At 69.2% G+C, this 14,548-nt stretch carries 12 protein-coding genes and 3 tRNA genes; 7 read left to right on the top strand and 8 right to left on the bottom strand.

What is annotated here, in order from left to right:
• Positions 1-200 precede the first annotated feature (200 nt).
• Entirely contained in the window at positions 201-401 is a 201-nt protein-coding gene (locus HDC34_RS04795) for a hypothetical protein (RefSeq protein WP_179556061.1), read from the top strand.
• A gap of 90 nt (positions 402-491) precedes the next feature.
• On the opposite strand, the gene ftsH is transcribed toward HDC34_RS04795, so the two are convergent.
• The 4 genes from ftsH to HDC34_RS04775 form a co-directional block, all read right to left on the bottom strand.
• Entirely contained in the window at positions 492-2,468 is a 1,977-nt protein-coding gene (ftsH, locus tag HDC34_RS04790) for an ATP-dependent zinc metalloprotease FtsH (RefSeq protein ID WP_104310490.1), read from the bottom strand.
• A gap of 155 nt (positions 2,469-2,623) precedes the next feature.
• Positions 2,624-3,181, bottom strand: a complete 558-nt coding sequence (gene hpt / locus HDC34_RS04785) for a hypoxanthine phosphoribosyltransferase (RefSeq protein ID WP_104251707.1) — start codon at positions 3,179-3,181, stop codon at positions 2,624-2,626.
• A gap of 64 nt (positions 3,182-3,245) precedes the next feature.
• On the bottom strand, positions 3,246-4,274 hold the full coding sequence (tilS, locus tag HDC34_RS04780) for a tRNA lysidine(34) synthetase TilS (RefSeq protein ID WP_104310489.1): 1,029 nt from the start codon (positions 4,272-4,274) through the stop codon (positions 3,246-3,248).
• A gap of 95 nt (positions 4,275-4,369) precedes the next feature.
• Positions 4,370-4,630, bottom strand: coding sequence for a PLDc N-terminal domain-containing protein (locus HDC34_RS04775; protein ID WP_104310610.1), 261 nt, complete (start codon positions 4,628-4,630; stop codon positions 4,370-4,372).
• A gap of 237 nt (positions 4,631-4,867) precedes the next feature.
• Here HDC34_RS04775 and ppa point away from each other — a divergent pair, with 237 nt between their 5' ends.
• Positions 4,868-5,356, top strand: a complete 489-nt coding sequence (ppa, locus tag HDC34_RS04770; protein ID WP_068479635.1) for an inorganic diphosphatase — start codon at positions 4,868-4,870, stop codon at positions 5,354-5,356.
• A 380-nt stretch (positions 5,357-5,736) separates the two neighbouring features.
• On the opposite strand, the gene HDC34_RS04765 is transcribed toward ppa, so the two are convergent.
• A complete protein-coding gene (locus HDC34_RS04765; RefSeq protein ID WP_179556060.1) occupies positions 5,737-7,530 on the bottom strand; it encodes a peptidoglycan DD-metalloendopeptidase family protein in 1,794 nt (597 codons plus the stop codon).
• A 360-nt stretch (positions 7,531-7,890) separates the two neighbouring features.
• Between HDC34_RS04765 and HDC34_RS04760 the strand changes: the two genes are divergently transcribed.
• The 3 genes from HDC34_RS04760 to HDC34_RS04750 all read left to right on the top strand — a co-directional run bounded on the left by HDC34_RS04760 (position 7,891) and on the right by HDC34_RS04750 (position 8,284).
• Positions 7,891-7,963, top strand: a tRNA-Glu gene (locus HDC34_RS04760).
• Between the two features lie 92 nt (positions 7,964-8,055).
• Positions 8,056-8,132: transfer RNA gene (locus HDC34_RS04755), tRNA-Asp, on the top strand.
• A 79-nt stretch (positions 8,133-8,211) separates the two neighbouring features.
• Positions 8,212-8,284: transfer RNA gene (locus tag HDC34_RS04750), tRNA-Phe, on the top strand.
• 19 nt (positions 8,285-8,303) lie between these two features.
• Here HDC34_RS04750 and HDC34_RS04745 read toward each other — a convergent pair.
• The gene (locus HDC34_RS04745) at positions 8,304-8,951 is read right to left on the bottom strand and encodes a hypothetical protein (RefSeq protein ID WP_179556059.1); all 648 of its coding nucleotides are present in this window, start codon (positions 8,949-8,951) and stop codon (positions 8,304-8,306) included.
• Positions 8,952-9,118: 167 nt separating this feature from the next.
• Positions 9,119-10,813 carry a molybdopterin-dependent oxidoreductase gene (locus tag HDC34_RS04740; protein WP_179556058.1) on the bottom strand — a complete coding sequence of 565 codons (1,695 nt, stop codon included), beginning with the start codon at positions 10,811-10,813 and terminating at the stop codon, positions 9,119-9,121.
• A gap of 222 nt (positions 10,814-11,035) precedes the next feature.
• Here HDC34_RS04740 and HDC34_RS04735 point away from each other — a divergent pair, with 222 nt between their 5' ends.
• Both HDC34_RS04735 and HDC34_RS17640 read left to right on the top strand, forming a co-directional pair.
• Positions 11,036-11,962: a DUF368 domain-containing protein gene (locus HDC34_RS04735; RefSeq protein WP_257023077.1), complete on the top strand. Its 927-nt coding sequence runs from the start codon at positions 11,036-11,038 to the stop codon at positions 11,960-11,962.
• Between the two features lie 100 nt (positions 11,963-12,062).
• Positions 12,063-12,599, top strand: a complete 537-nt coding sequence (locus tag HDC34_RS17640; protein WP_179556056.1) for an NINE protein — start codon at positions 12,063-12,065, stop codon at positions 12,597-12,599.
• 47 nt (positions 12,600-12,646) lie between these two features.
• On the opposite strand, the gene HDC34_RS04725 is transcribed toward HDC34_RS17640, so the two are convergent.
• Complete coding sequence (locus tag HDC34_RS04725; RefSeq protein ID WP_179556055.1) at positions 12,647-14,245, bottom strand: carboxylesterase/lipase family protein; 1,599 nt, start codon at positions 14,243-14,245, stop codon at positions 12,647-12,649.
• Positions 14,246-14,548 lie beyond the last annotated feature (303 nt).

The raw sequence follows: 14,548 nt of genomic DNA, 5'->3' as shown, positions 1-14,548 counted from the left end.
CATCAGCGACTGCCACGTGGAACAGGCCGGCGGGCTCGGCAGTGCCCCCGACCAGAGCAGGGATGTCCTGCCGGGTGCGTGTTGCCTGGGCATCAACGCCTCAGGTTGACAGGCCACCGCCCGCCTCGAGAGGGTCGAAGGGCTAGGCAGACCCCGGCGTAGCTGCCACGAAGAACGTACCGACGATCGGAGGAGCACCTATGACGACCGAACGACCAGGCTTCCGGAGCTTCGCATCCGCGCCGCGCGCCATCGTGCTCTGGGTGGCCACGGCCCTCCTGACTGCCCTGTTCCTCGCGCTCGGCTGGAACCTCCTGCAGATCGGCATCCTCATCGTGCCCCTCGCAGCCGTCAGCATCGCCGTGACTGTCGCCGCGCTCAGGAAGACACGCGGCTCCTAGCCACCATGCCCTGACCGCAGGTGCACGCACACACGAAGAAGGCAGGTTCCCATCGCCGGGAACCTGCCTTCTTCGTCGTGCATGCGGGGTCTAGAAGCCGAGCTCGGCGCCGCCATCCTGGGCGTGCTCGATCGGGTCCATCTGGTCGACCGGGATGTGCGGCTTGAGCGGCACGGGCGGCAGCGCGCTCACGGGCCGGTCGGGGCTGGAGAGCCACTGCGGGCGCTCGGGCAGCTTGCGCACGGGCGCGAAGATCTCTTCCAGCCGAACGTGGTCGAGCGTCTCCTTCTCGAGGAGCTCGGCCGCGAGCTGGTCGAGGATGTCGCGGTTGTCGTTGATGACCTTCCACGCCTCGTCGTGCGCCTGCTCGATGAGGAGACGCACCTCGCGGTCGACGGTCTCGGCGACCGACTCCGAGTAGTTGCGACCTGCGCCGGCCTGCTGACCGTAGACGGTCTCGGCGGAGGACTCCCCGAGCTTCACAGAGCCGACGGATGCGGTCATGCCGTACTCGGTGACCATCTTGCGGGCCGTCTTCGTGGCTTTCTCGATGTCGTTGGAGGCGCCTGTCGTCGGGTCGTGGAACACGATCTCCTCGGCGACGCGGCCGCCCATGGCGTACGACAGCTGGTCGAGGAGCTCGTTGCGGGTGACCGAGTACTTGTCTTCCAGCGGCAGCACCATCGTGTAGCCGAGGGCGCGACCGCGCGGGAGGATCGTGATCTTCGTCACCGGGTCGGTGTGGCGCATCGCCGCGGCTGCGAGGGCGTGGCCGCCCTCGTGGTAGGCCGTGATGAGGCGCTCCTGGTCGTTCATGACACGGCTGCGACGCTGCGGACCGGCGATGACGCGGTCGACCGCCTCGTCGAGGGCCTCGTTGTCGATGATCTGCGCGTTCGAGCGGGCCGTGAGCAGCGCCGCCTCGTTGAGCACGTTCGCGAGGTCGGCACCCGTGAAGCCGGGCGTCTTGCGCGCGATGACGCGAAGGTCGACGTCCTGCGACAGCGGCTTGCCCTTGGCGTGCACGCCCAGGATGCGGGCGCGACCGTCGAGGTCTGGCGCGTCGACGCCGATCTGGCGGTCGAAGCGGCCGGGGCGCAGGAGCGCCGGGTCGAGCACGTCCGGACGGTTCGTCGCGGCGATGAGGATGACGTTCGTCGAGCCGTCGAAGCCGTCCATCTCGACCAGCAGCTGGTTAAGGGTCTGCTCGCGCTCGTCATTGCCGCCGCCGATGCCGACGCCACGGTGCCGACCGACGGCGTCGATCTCGTCGACGAAGATGATGGCGGGCGAGTTCTGCTTCGCCTGCTCGAACAGGTCGCGCACGCGGCTCGCGCCGACACCCACGAACATCTCGACGAAGTCGGAACCGGAGATGGAGTAGAAGGGCACGCCAGCCTCACCCGCGACGGCGCGAGCGAGCAGGGTCTTGCCGGTTCCTGGAGGGCCGTACAGCAGCACGCCCTTCGGGATGCGGGCGCCCACAGCCTGGAACTTGGCGGGCTCCTTGAGGAACTCCTTGATCTCCTGCAGCTCCTCGAGCGCCTCGTTGGCACCGGCGACGTCGTCGAACGTGACCTGCGGGCTCTCCTTCGAGACGAGCTTCGCCTTCGACTTGCCGAACTGCATGACGCCGCGGCCACCGCCGCCACCCAGGCCTCCGGCGAAGAGGATCCAGATGAAGAAGCCGATGAGCAGCAGCGGGAAGAGGATGCTGACGGCCGACAGCAGCCAGCTCGGCTGAGGCACGTCGTCGTCGTAGCCACCGGCGGGAGCAGCCGTGTCGACGGCCGACACGACGTCGTCGGCGCGCGCATCCACGAAGTAGAACTGGACATTCTGGCCGTATTCGGGGTCGGCCTGCGCCAGCTCCATGTCGACGCGGTTGTCACCGTTGACGATGACGACCTTGTCTGCCTTCTTCTCCTGGAGGAGCTGAAGGCCCTGCTGCGTCGTCACCTCCCGGGTGCCGCTGCCGTTGATGAGGCTGAAGCCGAGGCCGATGACCAGCACGGCGAGCACCACGATGAAGATCGGGCTCTTGAGGATCTTGGTAACTTGCTTCATAAGTCGAGACTCGAGTGGCGTGCTCGGTGCCTTTCAGCCGGTTCTTCGCCAGCGCACCGGGGCGCGCGATCGAAAGTCATGGTACTCGGCACCACCGACACGGGTCTCCAGTGTTCGCTGAAGGCGCGCGGATGCACCGGGTCGCGCTACCCCGCCTACTCGCCGCCGTACACGTGCGGCTGCAGCACGATGATGTCGCGCAGGTGGCGGTACTGCTCGTCGTAGTCGAGGCCGTAGCCGACGACGAACTCGTTGGGCACGTCGAAGCCGACGTAGCGCACGGGCACATCCGACTTGAGGCGCTCCGGCTTGCGCAGCAGCGTGCAGATCTCCACGGATGCTGGGCCGCGCGATTCGAGGTTCTGCTTGAGCCACGACAGCGTGAGGCCCGAGTCGATGATGTCCTCGACGATGAGCACGTGCCGGCCCGTGAGGTCGGTGTCCAAGTCCTTCAGGATGCGCACGACGCCGCTCGACTCGGTGCCGGAGCCGTAGGAGCTCACGGCCATCCAGTCCATCTTCAGCGGGATCGTCAGCTCACGGGACAGGTCGGAGACGACCATGACCGCGCCCTTCAGCACGCCGATGAGCAGCGGCTCGCACTCGGCGTAATCAGCCTCGATGCGGCGGGCGATCTCAGCGAGCTTCGCCTGGATCTCCTCTTCCGTGATGAGGACTTCGCGGACGTCGTTCGGGATATCAGTGGCGCGCATCCTGGCTCCTGGGGTGTTTCAGCGCTCGAGAAGACGAACGTGGTGTGCGGCGGAACGGGTGAAGCTAGGCGGTCTCGTCGAGGTGGTCGTCGTGCGCGGAGGCCGTCGCACCGAACAGGATGCGACCCTTCTCGCGCTCCACCCGGATGCCGGGGAGGTCGACCGGGCCCTGACCGCGCCACTCCGTCGCGAGGGCCGTGACGGCCATCGTGTGGCGACGCGTGAGGGAGACGCCGAAGCCCTGCTCGGCGACGATGCGGCAGATGCGCTGGCGCAGAGCTGGAGGCTGCGCGACGATGCCGCCGACGTCGAGGGAGATGCGGCCGTCATCATCGGTGTTCACGATCTCGTGCGCCCACTCGAGAGCAAGCGCATCGAGCGTCTCCGAGTCTTCGCGGAGCGTCGTCGCCGTGCGGGCGAGCGCCTCGGAGATGCCGGGGCCGAGCTCCTTCTCGAGGAGCGGCAGCACCGTGTCGCGCACGCGGACGCGGGTGTAGGCGGGGTCGCTGTTGTGCGGGTCGATCCACGGCGTGATGCCCTGGTCTTCGCACGCCTGGACCGTCACCTGGCGGTGCAGGCCGAGCAACGGGCGCAGCAGCGTTCCCGTGACGGGCGCCATACCGTGCAGGCTCTTCGCGCCGGAGCCGCGAGCGAGGCCCAGCAGCACCGTCTCGGCCTGGTCGTCGAGCGTGTGGCCGAGCAACACCCAGGATGCGCCGGTCTCGACGCGCACGGCCTCGATGGCCTCGTAGCGGGCCACACGGGCAGACGCCTCAGGGCCGGCCCCCAGGTCCTCGACATTGACGCGCACGACGCTCACCGGGGCGAGGCCAAGCTCAGCCGCCTGCTCCGCAGCGTGCTCGGCGATCTTCGCCGAACCCTCCTGCAGGTCGTGGTCGATGATGATCGCGCCCGCCTCGACCTCGAGGCGCTTGGCCTCGAAGACGGCGGCAGCGGCAAGAGCAAGAGAGTCGGGTCCGCCACTCAGGGCGACGAGCACACGATCGCCCTTTTGCACACGCCCGAGGAGCGAACCACGGACGGCTCGGCGAAGGTCGGCGACTGCTGGAGTGAGGCGAGGGCGATCTGACACAGGTACAGCCTAAACGCGCCCGCGCGAACCGTCACGCTCGGAGCCGCAACAAGCGCCGCCGAAGGGGCAGCGAGGCGCGGTGGCGGGCAGCAGGCTCAACGCTTGCGGCCGAAGAGGAAGTACGAGATCGGACCCACGAAGTTCACGAGCGAGAACGCACCCCACGCGAGACGCGAACCCCGCACCTCGGTCGGCTTGCGACGCACGAGGCTCAAGAGCGCCGCGGCGAGGAGGGTGAACTGCACGCCGGCGACAAGAGCCGTCCCAAGCGACAACGCGTGCGGAAGCGCCTGGCCCGTCCCCTCCCGAAGCGGGATGAACGGATCGAGGTGCAGCGCTTCCTTGAGATCAGCCATGCAGACCAGCATGCCACGATCCGTCGCCGCCGCTCCAGCGGAGCGTCACAAGGCAAGGCGTCGGCAACGGCCGCCGCCGATGCCGACGGAAAGCGCGCATCCGCACCCCCAACAGAGGCGCATCCACTACCCTGAAGCCGAACGAGACCAACGGTTTCGTGCGGCGAGCAGCGCCCCACAGGGCCCCGCCGACAAGCCACAGAGAATGAGCGCCGCCAGGCGCAACGAAGGAGCGCCATGGGCAGCTACGACGTCGTCATCGAAATCCCACGCGGAAGCCACAACAAGTACGAGGTCGACCACGAGACCGGCCGCGTCTTCCTCGACCGCGTGCTCTTCACGCCGTTCGTGTACCCCGTCGACTACGGCTTCTTCGAGCACACCCTCGCCGACGACGGCGACCCCCTCGACGCGCTCGTGCTGCTCGAGTACCCGCTCTTCCCCGGCGTCGGCCTCAAGGTGCGCCCCGTCGGCGTGCTCAACATGGCAGACGAGGCAGGCGGAGACGACAAGATCCTCTGCGTCCCCGCGAAGGACCCCCGCTGGGCCAAGATCCAGGACCTCGGCGACGTCGACGACTCCACCAAGGACCAGCTCAAGCACTTCTTCGAGCACTACAAGGACCTCGAGCCCGGCAAGTGGGTCAAGGTCGAGGCCTGGGGCGACGCAGCCGCCGCAGAGGCGATCATCGAGCGTTCCATCGCGCAGTACAAGCCAGCCGAATAGGCGCCGTTCGCCGGCTCGACCGGCGACAGGCTGACGAAGCCCCGCATCCCCTGACGAGTTCAGCCGTGGATGCGGGGCTTCTTCGTGCGCGCGGTGCCTGCCAACACGCGGTGGCCGAGCCTTCTGGGCGGGTCGTTCGGGGCCGAGCGTTCGGGGCGGAGCGGTCGGGTGGTCTTGACCAACTTCCGTGACGAGAGCGGACGTAGGCCACTGACAGGTGCCCAGGCACGCGAATCATCACGGAACTTGGACAGCTAGCCGCCGAAGATGCAGCCTGAAGGTCAACTGACACGCGCGGCGTCAGACGCAGAAGGGCGGCTCCCCGCCGAAGCGAGGAGCCGCCCTTCTGCGCGCGCTGGGTCAGCCAGTGCGAGTGGGGATCAGTAGTAGTAGATGCCTGCCGAGGCGAGCCACGGCTTCGGGTCCATCAGGGTGCCCCAGTACTTCAGCTCGAAGTGCAGGTGGCAGCCCGTGGAGGAACCGGTGGTTCCGGCGTAGGCGAGCACGTCACCGGCGTTCACGGTCTGGCCGACGTAGACGTTGATGCCGCCGTCCATGATGTGCGAGTACGAGACCTGGGTGCCGTTGCCGAAGTCGAGCACGACGTGGTTGCCGAACCCGCCGTTGTAGCCGGCGTAGGTGATCGTGCCGCTGTGCACTGCGTAGAGCGGGGCTCCGCAGGTGCCGCCGTTAACGCCGAGGTCGAGGCCGTTGTGCATGCGGTAGGTGCCGAAGATCGGGTGCAGGCGCATGCCGTACTCGTCGGTGACGACGCCGCTGCTGATCGGTCCGTAGTAGCCGGCCAGCACGCCGCTCGGGGTCTCCGGAGTGGTCGGTGCGACAACCTCGGGCTCTGGTTCGGGCTCCGGCTCGAGCTCGACGTCAGGCTTCTGCGGTTCCTCGGGGAGGATCTCGATGTCGGGCTTCGTCGGGTCGGGCTCGGGTGCCGTGGTCGGCGGCGCGGTCGTCGGCTCCGGGGCCTGCGTCGGTTCCGGGGCCTGCGTCGGTTCCGGGGCCTGCGTCGGCTCCGGGGCCGTGGTCGGCGCTGGCGTGACGGGGTCAGGGTTCGGGGCGGGCGACTCGGCGGGAGTGGTCGGCTGCTGGGGCGCGACCGGCGCAGTCGGGTCTGCCGTGGCCGTCGGCGGGGCAGAGGGCTGGCGAGGAGGTGCAGCCTGTGCCGGCGGGCGCAGCGACTCCGGGGCGACAGAGGTGTCCGTCGGGTCTGCTGGCGCGAGCGGGGCGGATGCCTCTGGGACGTCCGTGGAGATGTCGGGCTTGGCTGGCGCCTGGACGCCGGCTGCTTCAGCGTCGGCGACGGCCTGCTGGTACGCCTCTTCCTGATAGGCGGCCGCGGCTTCTGCACGCTCGCGGTTCGTCTGCGCGACCTGCTCCTGACGGAGCTTCTCACCGGCTGCGTAGTCGCTGGCGGTGACGTCGCGCTTCTCCTTGAGCGGCGCGAGCATGGCCTGGAGGTCGGCCTTCTTGTTGTCGGCGAGGTACTTCTCGTTCTGGAGGACAACCTGCTCGGCCTGCGCGGCGTCGAACTTGGTCTTCGCGTCGGCTTCGAGCTTCGCGAGCTCGTCGTGCGCGGTTGTCGCCTGGGTGCCGAGGACGTCTGCCGTGTTCTTCTCGGTGACGGCCTGGTTGTAGATGCCGTCGGTCTGCTCGGAGAGCTTGCTGATGGTGCCGAGCTGGTAGAGCAGCGTGTCGGCGTCGCCTGGGTTGAGGAAGAGGGCGAGCTTGGGGTCGCCTGCGCCGCGGGTGCTCATGGCGGCAGCCAGCTGACCGGCCTTCTCGCGTGACGTCGCGGCCTTCTCTTCGGCCGCATCCGCCTGCTCCTGCAGGATCGTGACCTCGGCGAACTTCTCGCTCGACGCGGTCTGCGCCTTGCCGTGCTCTTCGCCAGCGGCCTGCGCTTCGGAGGCTGCTGCGGTCACCTTTGCGTCGAGGTCGGCGATCTGCTGCTCGATCTCGCTGATGAGCGATTCCTGGCGGTCGACGTTGCCCTCGGCGGCGACGACGTCTTCCCACGTGGCGTAGTCATCGTCGGCGGCGAATGCGGGGCCGGCGGAGAGCGCAAGCGCGGCCAGCACGGCGGCGGATGCTGCGCCCACGAGCGGGGTACGCCAGCGGTCGCGGAGTCGCAGGGGCTTCCGGCTCCTGGTGGCGGGCATTCGCTCTCCTCGTGATGGATCTTGGGTGCGGAACGAGGCGGACGCCTCTGCGGCAACGCGAGACTGCATTTACCACTGCAGTCACTCGTTTCACACCAACAACACGAGAAACAGTAACAAGTTTGTCAACATCTGCCTAGCGCGTCACAGAGACCCGGGTGAGGAAACCTGTACCGGGTCGTCGTGTGGGCCGGAATCCCGCGCCTCGTGGGGAACATCCGGATACGTGGAAGCCTGCGCGCGCACCAGACCACGTCCGGCGCGACACGCCGAACGAGCCGCGATGCGGCACCGGATTTGCCGCGAGCCGAAAACGCCCCTATGCTCTTCTCTCGGTAGTCAAGTCAGCTACAAGCACTCGGCCCCATCGTTTAGCGGCCTAGGACGGCGCCCTTTCACGGCGTTAACACGGGTTCGAATCCCGTTGGGGTCACGGTCGTGACAACATCAGGTGCTGGGATGCTGTACATTGAACTGTCGCAATCGAATACGGATGGATCAGCCCAGGCTGAGACACCACAGTAAGGCCCTGTAGCGCAGTTGGTTAGCGCGCCGCCCTGTCACGGCGGAGGTCGCGGGTTCAAGTCCCGTCAGGGTCGCCAAGCATCTTGCCCTCTTCTCGAAGAGGGCAATTTGCAACGGCGACGAACATCAGTGCGTCGCCACGAGGCAACAGCCTCCGGCTCTGTAGCTCAGTTGGTAGAGCGCACGACTGAAAATCGTGAGGTCACGGGATCGACGCCCGTCGGAGCCACTGAAACCCCGCCTAGCTTCTACATGGCGGGGTTTCTTTGCGTCCGCGGGGGAACGAGGCGATAGACGCGCCGTGCCCGCCCCGCGGTGAAGCCGGCGCGCACGTAGCGCTCGTGCAGCGCATCCGTCGCCGCGGCCGCGACCAGGATCGAGCCGGGCGGTGCCTGCTCGATCAGGCGCCTCGCGAGCATCACCGCGGTCATGCGGGTGCCGGGAAGCTGCGCCAGCGCCGCGACCATCCACCGCTCCCCCTTGGGGGTCTCCGGCCCGGACGCCGAGAGCGTCGTCCCTCCCGGCTGCACCAGCGCGATGACAGCTCCGATGAGCAGCGCCGCGTAGGCGAGCATCCCGAGCAGCAGCACGAGCATGGTGTCGAACAGCAGAATGCCGGCCACCCAGAGCGCAAACGCCGCAGCCGTGACGAGCCCGACGACCACCCCGTCCAAGATCGGCCTCCGCCGCGCGAAGAGCACGGTTCCCGTGCGCGACGCGTCGAGGTAGAGCCCACCTCGAAGGGTCATCGGCACGATCGAGAACGCGTAGATCGGCACCGACAGCACGGCCAGGGGCGTATTCGGGGTGGATGCGCGTGCCGAGATCCACGCGGCGCGCGGCAGATCGCGCAGGGTCGACGGACGGGGAGCCTCTTCGGGGGAATGTGGGGGCATCCCGGCCAGGCTATCGGGGCGTCTTGCGCGGTGCATCCGGCTGGGACTCGGCGCAGACCTTTGGGAAATGCAGGCTCATCCCGGAACGAGGCTGCGCTTCCCACGCCTCTGCGGAGGAGGAAGGTGTGGCGCGAGCAGATGCGGGCGGGCCCCGCCGACGCCGAGGTCTACGCCGTGACGTTGACCTTGATCTCGTGGTGCCCGGTGGCACCGTCGGGGACGACGTCGGCGCGCGCATCCGTCTGCACCTCACCGTCGCTGGAGGTCGCGCGAACGCGCACGGAGTGCTCGCCGGCTGGGGCGTCCCAGTCGAGCTTCCACTGCAGCCACGTGTCGTCGGAGATTGGCGCGGCGAGCTCAGTCGGCATCCACTCGCCGTCGTCGATCTGCACTTCGACGGCCTCGATGCCCGTGTGCTGCTGCCACGCGAACCCGGCGATCGTCGTCGGACCCGCGTTCAGGCTTCCGGCGCTCGGCACATCGATGCGCGAGCCGATCTTGATCGGCCCCTCGGCGCTCCACCCGCGGTCGGTCCAGTACGCGTTGACCCGGTCGAAGCGGGTGACCTCGAGGTCGACGACCCACTTCGTCGCCGACACGTACCCGTACAGCCCTGGCACGACCATCCGCACCGGGAAGCCGTGCTCGGCGGGCAGGGGTTCGCCGTTCATGCCGACCGCGAGGATCGCGTTGCGGTCGTCGGTGAGCGCGCCGATGGGGGTGCTGGCGGTCCAGCCGTCGGCGGACTTCGACAGCACCATGTCGGCGTCCGCCTGCGGGCCCGCGCGCTTGAGGAGCTCACGGAGCGGGTAGCCGAGCCAGAGGGCGTTGCCGATGAGACCGCCGCCGACCTCGTTGGAGACGCACATGAGGGTCGTGATGCTCTCCTCGAGCGGCAGGGCGAGCAGCTCGTCCCAGGTGATGGTCACCTCGTTGTCGACGAGGCCGTGGATGCGCAGCGACCAGCCCTCGGGGTTCACGAGGGGCACGCTGAGGGCCGTGTCGATTCGGTAGAAGTCGGCATTCGGGGTGACGACAGGCGGGAGGCCCGGGATGTCGAACTGCGCGCCCGCGGGCACGGCGGCGGCCTTGACCGCGGCCGCCGGCAGGGCGATCGCCTCGCGGACGGCCGTGACGGCGCGAGTTCCGGCGGAGAGCGCGGCACCTGAGGCGGCCGCGATCGCGCCGACGATGAGGGATGCCCCCGAGTAGATGAGGAAGCGGCGGCGGTCGACGCCGGCTGGCGGCGCGGCCGACTCCACGTCGGCGCCGGCTGGCCCTTCGGCCTCCGAACCGATTCCGGTCGCGCGTCCTGTCGCGCCTGCGGCTGAGCCCCGCCCGACGGCGACGGCCGACTCCCTCGAGCGCTGGCGGGCCCGCTGCTCAGCATCGGCCAGCGTCTTCGAGAGGAACTGCAACGTCAGCACGGCGACCACCATGGCGAGCAGCGGCGGCACGGTATCGAGGGGCGAGAAGGGGGTACGGGTGGCTACAGCGACAGCACCGATCGCGGCGATGAGCCCGATGAGCACGCGCCCCCACGGCGGACGAGCCCGCTCGAGTACGCCGGCAACCGCGGCGACGACGAGCAGCACGACCGCGACGAGCGCGATGAGGGCGATCTTGTCGGCGGTCCCGAAGAGCGCGATCGCCGTGTCCTTCGCCCAGGGCGGCGCGAGGTCGATGAGGAGGGCCCCCACCGCGACGATCGGGCTCGCCGTGGTCTGCAGGAACGCGGCCGCAAGCTCACCGAGGCCGACTCCGAGCGCCGCCGCACCGATGCCGGCGAGGCCGGCGGGGGCTGCGCCGCGGAGGCGTCCGCGACGCGATTGAGCCACTGCGAGGCTGGGTTCGGAGGACATGGCGGACACGGTACGCGCGCCAGACCCGGCCGGGCTGAGTGCCGGTGGATTGCGTGAATCCGCTGTGAATGCCGCCCGCCTCGTGACCCGGATGCCGGCGGCGGCGAGGCGCCGCGGGTGCGGTCGCGGATGCGGCCTGACAGACTAGAGGCTTTGTGCCGCCTCTCCTGGCGCACAAGCATCCGGCGCCGCCCCCGACCCCGGCGCCCGAGAAGGGCCGGTTTGTCAGCGCTCAACGTCCTCGTCAATCTCCTCCGAGGCGCGCTCATCGGCGTGACGGAGATCATCCCGGGCGTCAGCGGCGGCACCATCGCCTTGCTGATCGGTGTCTACGAGACCCTCATCGACTCAGCTGGCCACCTCGTGCGCGGCGTTGTGCGCGCGGCCGTCGACACGGTGCGCGGCAGGGGGCTGAACCGGGCGCGTGAGCACTTCGTGCAGGTCAAGTGGGGCGTCGTGCTTCCCATCGGCATCGGGATGCTCGCGGCGCTCGTCGTCGCCGCCCGCCTCGTCGCTCCCCTCATCGAGGCGCACCCCATCCCATCCCGCGCGCTCTTCGCGGGGCTCATCGCTGTGTCACTCATCGTTCCGGCCCGGATGCTCGGCGCCCGCTGGCAGCTGCGCGACTACGCGATCGCGGTGCCTGCCGCGGTCCTGAGCTTCGTCCTGACTGGGCTACCGTCTGCAAACGACGCCGACCCATCCCCCATCGCGATCTTCGTCTCCGCCGCCGTTGCCGTCTGCGCGCTGGTGCTCCCCGGAGTCTCGGGCTCGTTTGTGCTCGTCACGACGGGCATGTACGAGCCGACGCTGCGCGCCCTCAACTCGCTCGACCTCGGATACATCGCGCTCTTCGCGGTCGGCGCCGTCACGGGCCTCGCTCTCTTCGTGCAGGTGCTGCTGTGGCTCCTCACCAAGCACCGCCGCGTCACCCTCGCCCTCATGACGGGGCTCATGGCCGGGTCGCTCCGCGCCCTGTGGCCGTGGCAGACAGAGGACCGCGAACTGCTCTGGGCCTCGGGGGACGTCGTCAGCCCCGCGCTGTGCTTCCTGCTCGGCGCCGCGATCGTGGCTGCACTCCTCATCTCCGAAGGGCTGCTCGTCCGGCGAGCGCTGCGCAAGGCACCAGGCGCACACCCGACGCTCTGACCCTGACGCGCTTCGGTCCCGAAATCCCACAGGCCCGCCCAGTGTCGGTGGTGCTCGCTAGCATGAGTGACGCATCCACTCGACAGCAGGGAAGTGCCTGATGAGCCTCGTTCCATCGGATCCGTACGCATCGCAGCCCGAAGACGACACCTTCGGCTCGTCCGACGCCAACCACGGGCCGTCCTCGCCGGCCGCCGGCTGGTACCCAGACCCGACGGGCAGGCAGCGCTACTGGGATGGCTCCCAGTGGGGCCACTACGCGCCCACGCAGGCACCAGCCCCCAACGCGCCCGTGCTCTACCAGCAGACGGTTGTCGTCAGCGGCGGCAAGGAAGTCGGCATCACGTACGTGCTCGCGATCTTCCTTGGCGGACTCGGCATCCACAACTTCTACCTCGGCCGCACGGGCATCGCCATCACGCAGCTCGTGCTCTACCTCGTGGGATTCGCGACGTCCTGGCTCGGCATCGGCCTGCTCCTCATCTTCGGCGTCGCGATCTGGGTCATCGTCGAGCTCTTCCTCATCCCGCAGTTCGTCCGAGAAGCCAACGCGCGCCTCGCGGGGGCCGGCGCGTACACGGCGCATCAGGGCTACGGGCCCGCTGGCGGCGGCGGTCAGTACCCAGGCCAGTACTAGCGGGGCACGGCGGGACGTCGGCTCAGCTCAACTCAGCTCAACTCGGCTCAGCTCAGCGAGAAGGCCCGGTCGCCCCAGGCGGCGAGAAGGTCGGCATCGAGGTCGTCGACAACCCGATCCACGCGGTCGATGACCAGCGTCGAACGGCGCTCCCCGAACGCGGGCCAGGCCGCCGCACCCGGCAGTCCCTCGTCGGTGGGCTGGCCGTCGCGCGCGAACGACGTCCAGAGCGCGAGCATCCGATCGGAGACCTCCCCGGCCTGTCGGCGTCCGCCGAGCTTGTAGGCCAGGCCACGAGGGTCGGTGTCGAGGTTGCCCCACACGGACGCGACCTCCGTGCCGTGCGTCGCGCCGAGGCGCAGCACCTTCAGGAGCGGCGTCGCGAAGTCGAACCGGTAGAGGTAGGTGGGTGCGAGGCGCGAGTGCCCCTCCGCGATCCACAGCGTCGGCATGCGGAAGCCGACGTCGCGGGCGATGCCGAGCCCGACCATCCGCTGCCGAACGCCCTCGTAGGCGTCGAGGATGTGCTCGCGGTCCGGCATCTCGATCGACGGGTTCTCGGCGGCGATCTCGGTGATCATCGTCGTCAGCGCCTCTTCGCCCACCGGGAGGAGTGGCGACTTGGCGAGCTTGAAGAACGTCGCCTCGTCGCGGTTCGTGCCGATGATGAGCGCAACCCGCAACCCGCGGCCCTCGCTCAGAACGGTCACGGGATGCTCCGGCACGAGGTCGCCGTCGACGACCGGCGCGAACGCGAGCGTGCCAGGGAACTCCGTGGGGATCTCCGCGAACAGCTCCGCCGCCGTCTCGACGACGCTCGAGACGGGCAGGGCACGAAGCGCTGCCCCGTCGGCGCCCTCGATCGCGAGCTTCGCGACGAAGCGCTCGGCGACGATCTTCGCCCGGGCGAGCCCGTACACGCTCGTCGCCGGCGAGCTCTCGACGATCGCCGCGGAGAACAGGCCCCGCGCTGACGGGGTCGCAAGCAGCGTCGAGACGATGCCTGCGCCCGCAGACTCTCCGAACAGCGTCACGCGTGACGGGTCGCCGCCGAACGCCCCGATGTTCGACCGCGCCCATTCGAGGGCGCACAGCACGTCGCGCATCCCGAGGTTGGAGTCGAACTGCCCGCCCGCACCGTCGAGCGTCGACAGCTCCAGGAAGCCGAGCCCGCCCAGCCGGTAGCCGAGCGTGACGACGATGACGTCGCCGCGGTCGGCGAGCGCCGCCCCGTCGAACACCGGCTGCGTGGTGCCGCCGAGCACGTACGCGCCGCCGTGCACCCACACCATGACAGCGCGAGGCGTCGCGCCCGGCTGCCCTGCCGCCGCCGGGCGCCACACGTTGAGGAACAGGCAGTCCTCGTCCGTGAGCGCCCGCTCCCCCACATCCATGGCCTTCATGCGCTGCTGCGGGGCGATCGGCCCCGAGATGCGCGCGTCGGCGACCCCGGTCCACGGGGAGACCGGGACGGGTGCCCGCCAGCGCAGCTCACCGGTCGGGGGCTTCGCGTAGCGGATGCCCAGCCACCGTTCGGTCTGCCCGGCCGCGTCGCCGCGCAGCGTGCCGTTCGGGGTGTCGACCAGCGGATGCGCGAACCTCGGAGCGTGAGGCGTCGACGGGTTCGGTTCGGCGGCTGAGCCCATGGGCAACTCCGGCGTTCAGGGGGCAACTCGGACAGCCAGCTTCGCACCTCGGACGTCGGCTGCGGCGTGCCGCCCGCGTCGAGCCGAGAGGAAACAGGGGAAGCAAGGATCGAGGTCGACGGGAGATCGAAGTTTGCGTCGTCGTCACAAACGCTACGACGCGGGCAGCTCGGTGACGCCCCGCGTCCAAGCCTGTCGTTCCGGGTCCGGTTCGGATTGGGCGCGGGAGGCGGCGCACATAGCGTCGCACTCGCTCCATGGCGAACCGCGCCAGAGCCGGATCCGTCCGCACTCCCCCACACC

Origin of the sequence: Pseudoclavibacter sp. JAI123 (genome assembly GCF_013409665.1) — a bacterium.
Lineage (GTDB): Bacteria > Actinomycetota > Actinomycetes > Actinomycetales > Microbacteriaceae > Pseudoclavibacter.
Note: the sequence above shows the minus strand (reverse complement) of the source record. Positions and strands in the feature narration are given on the sequence as shown.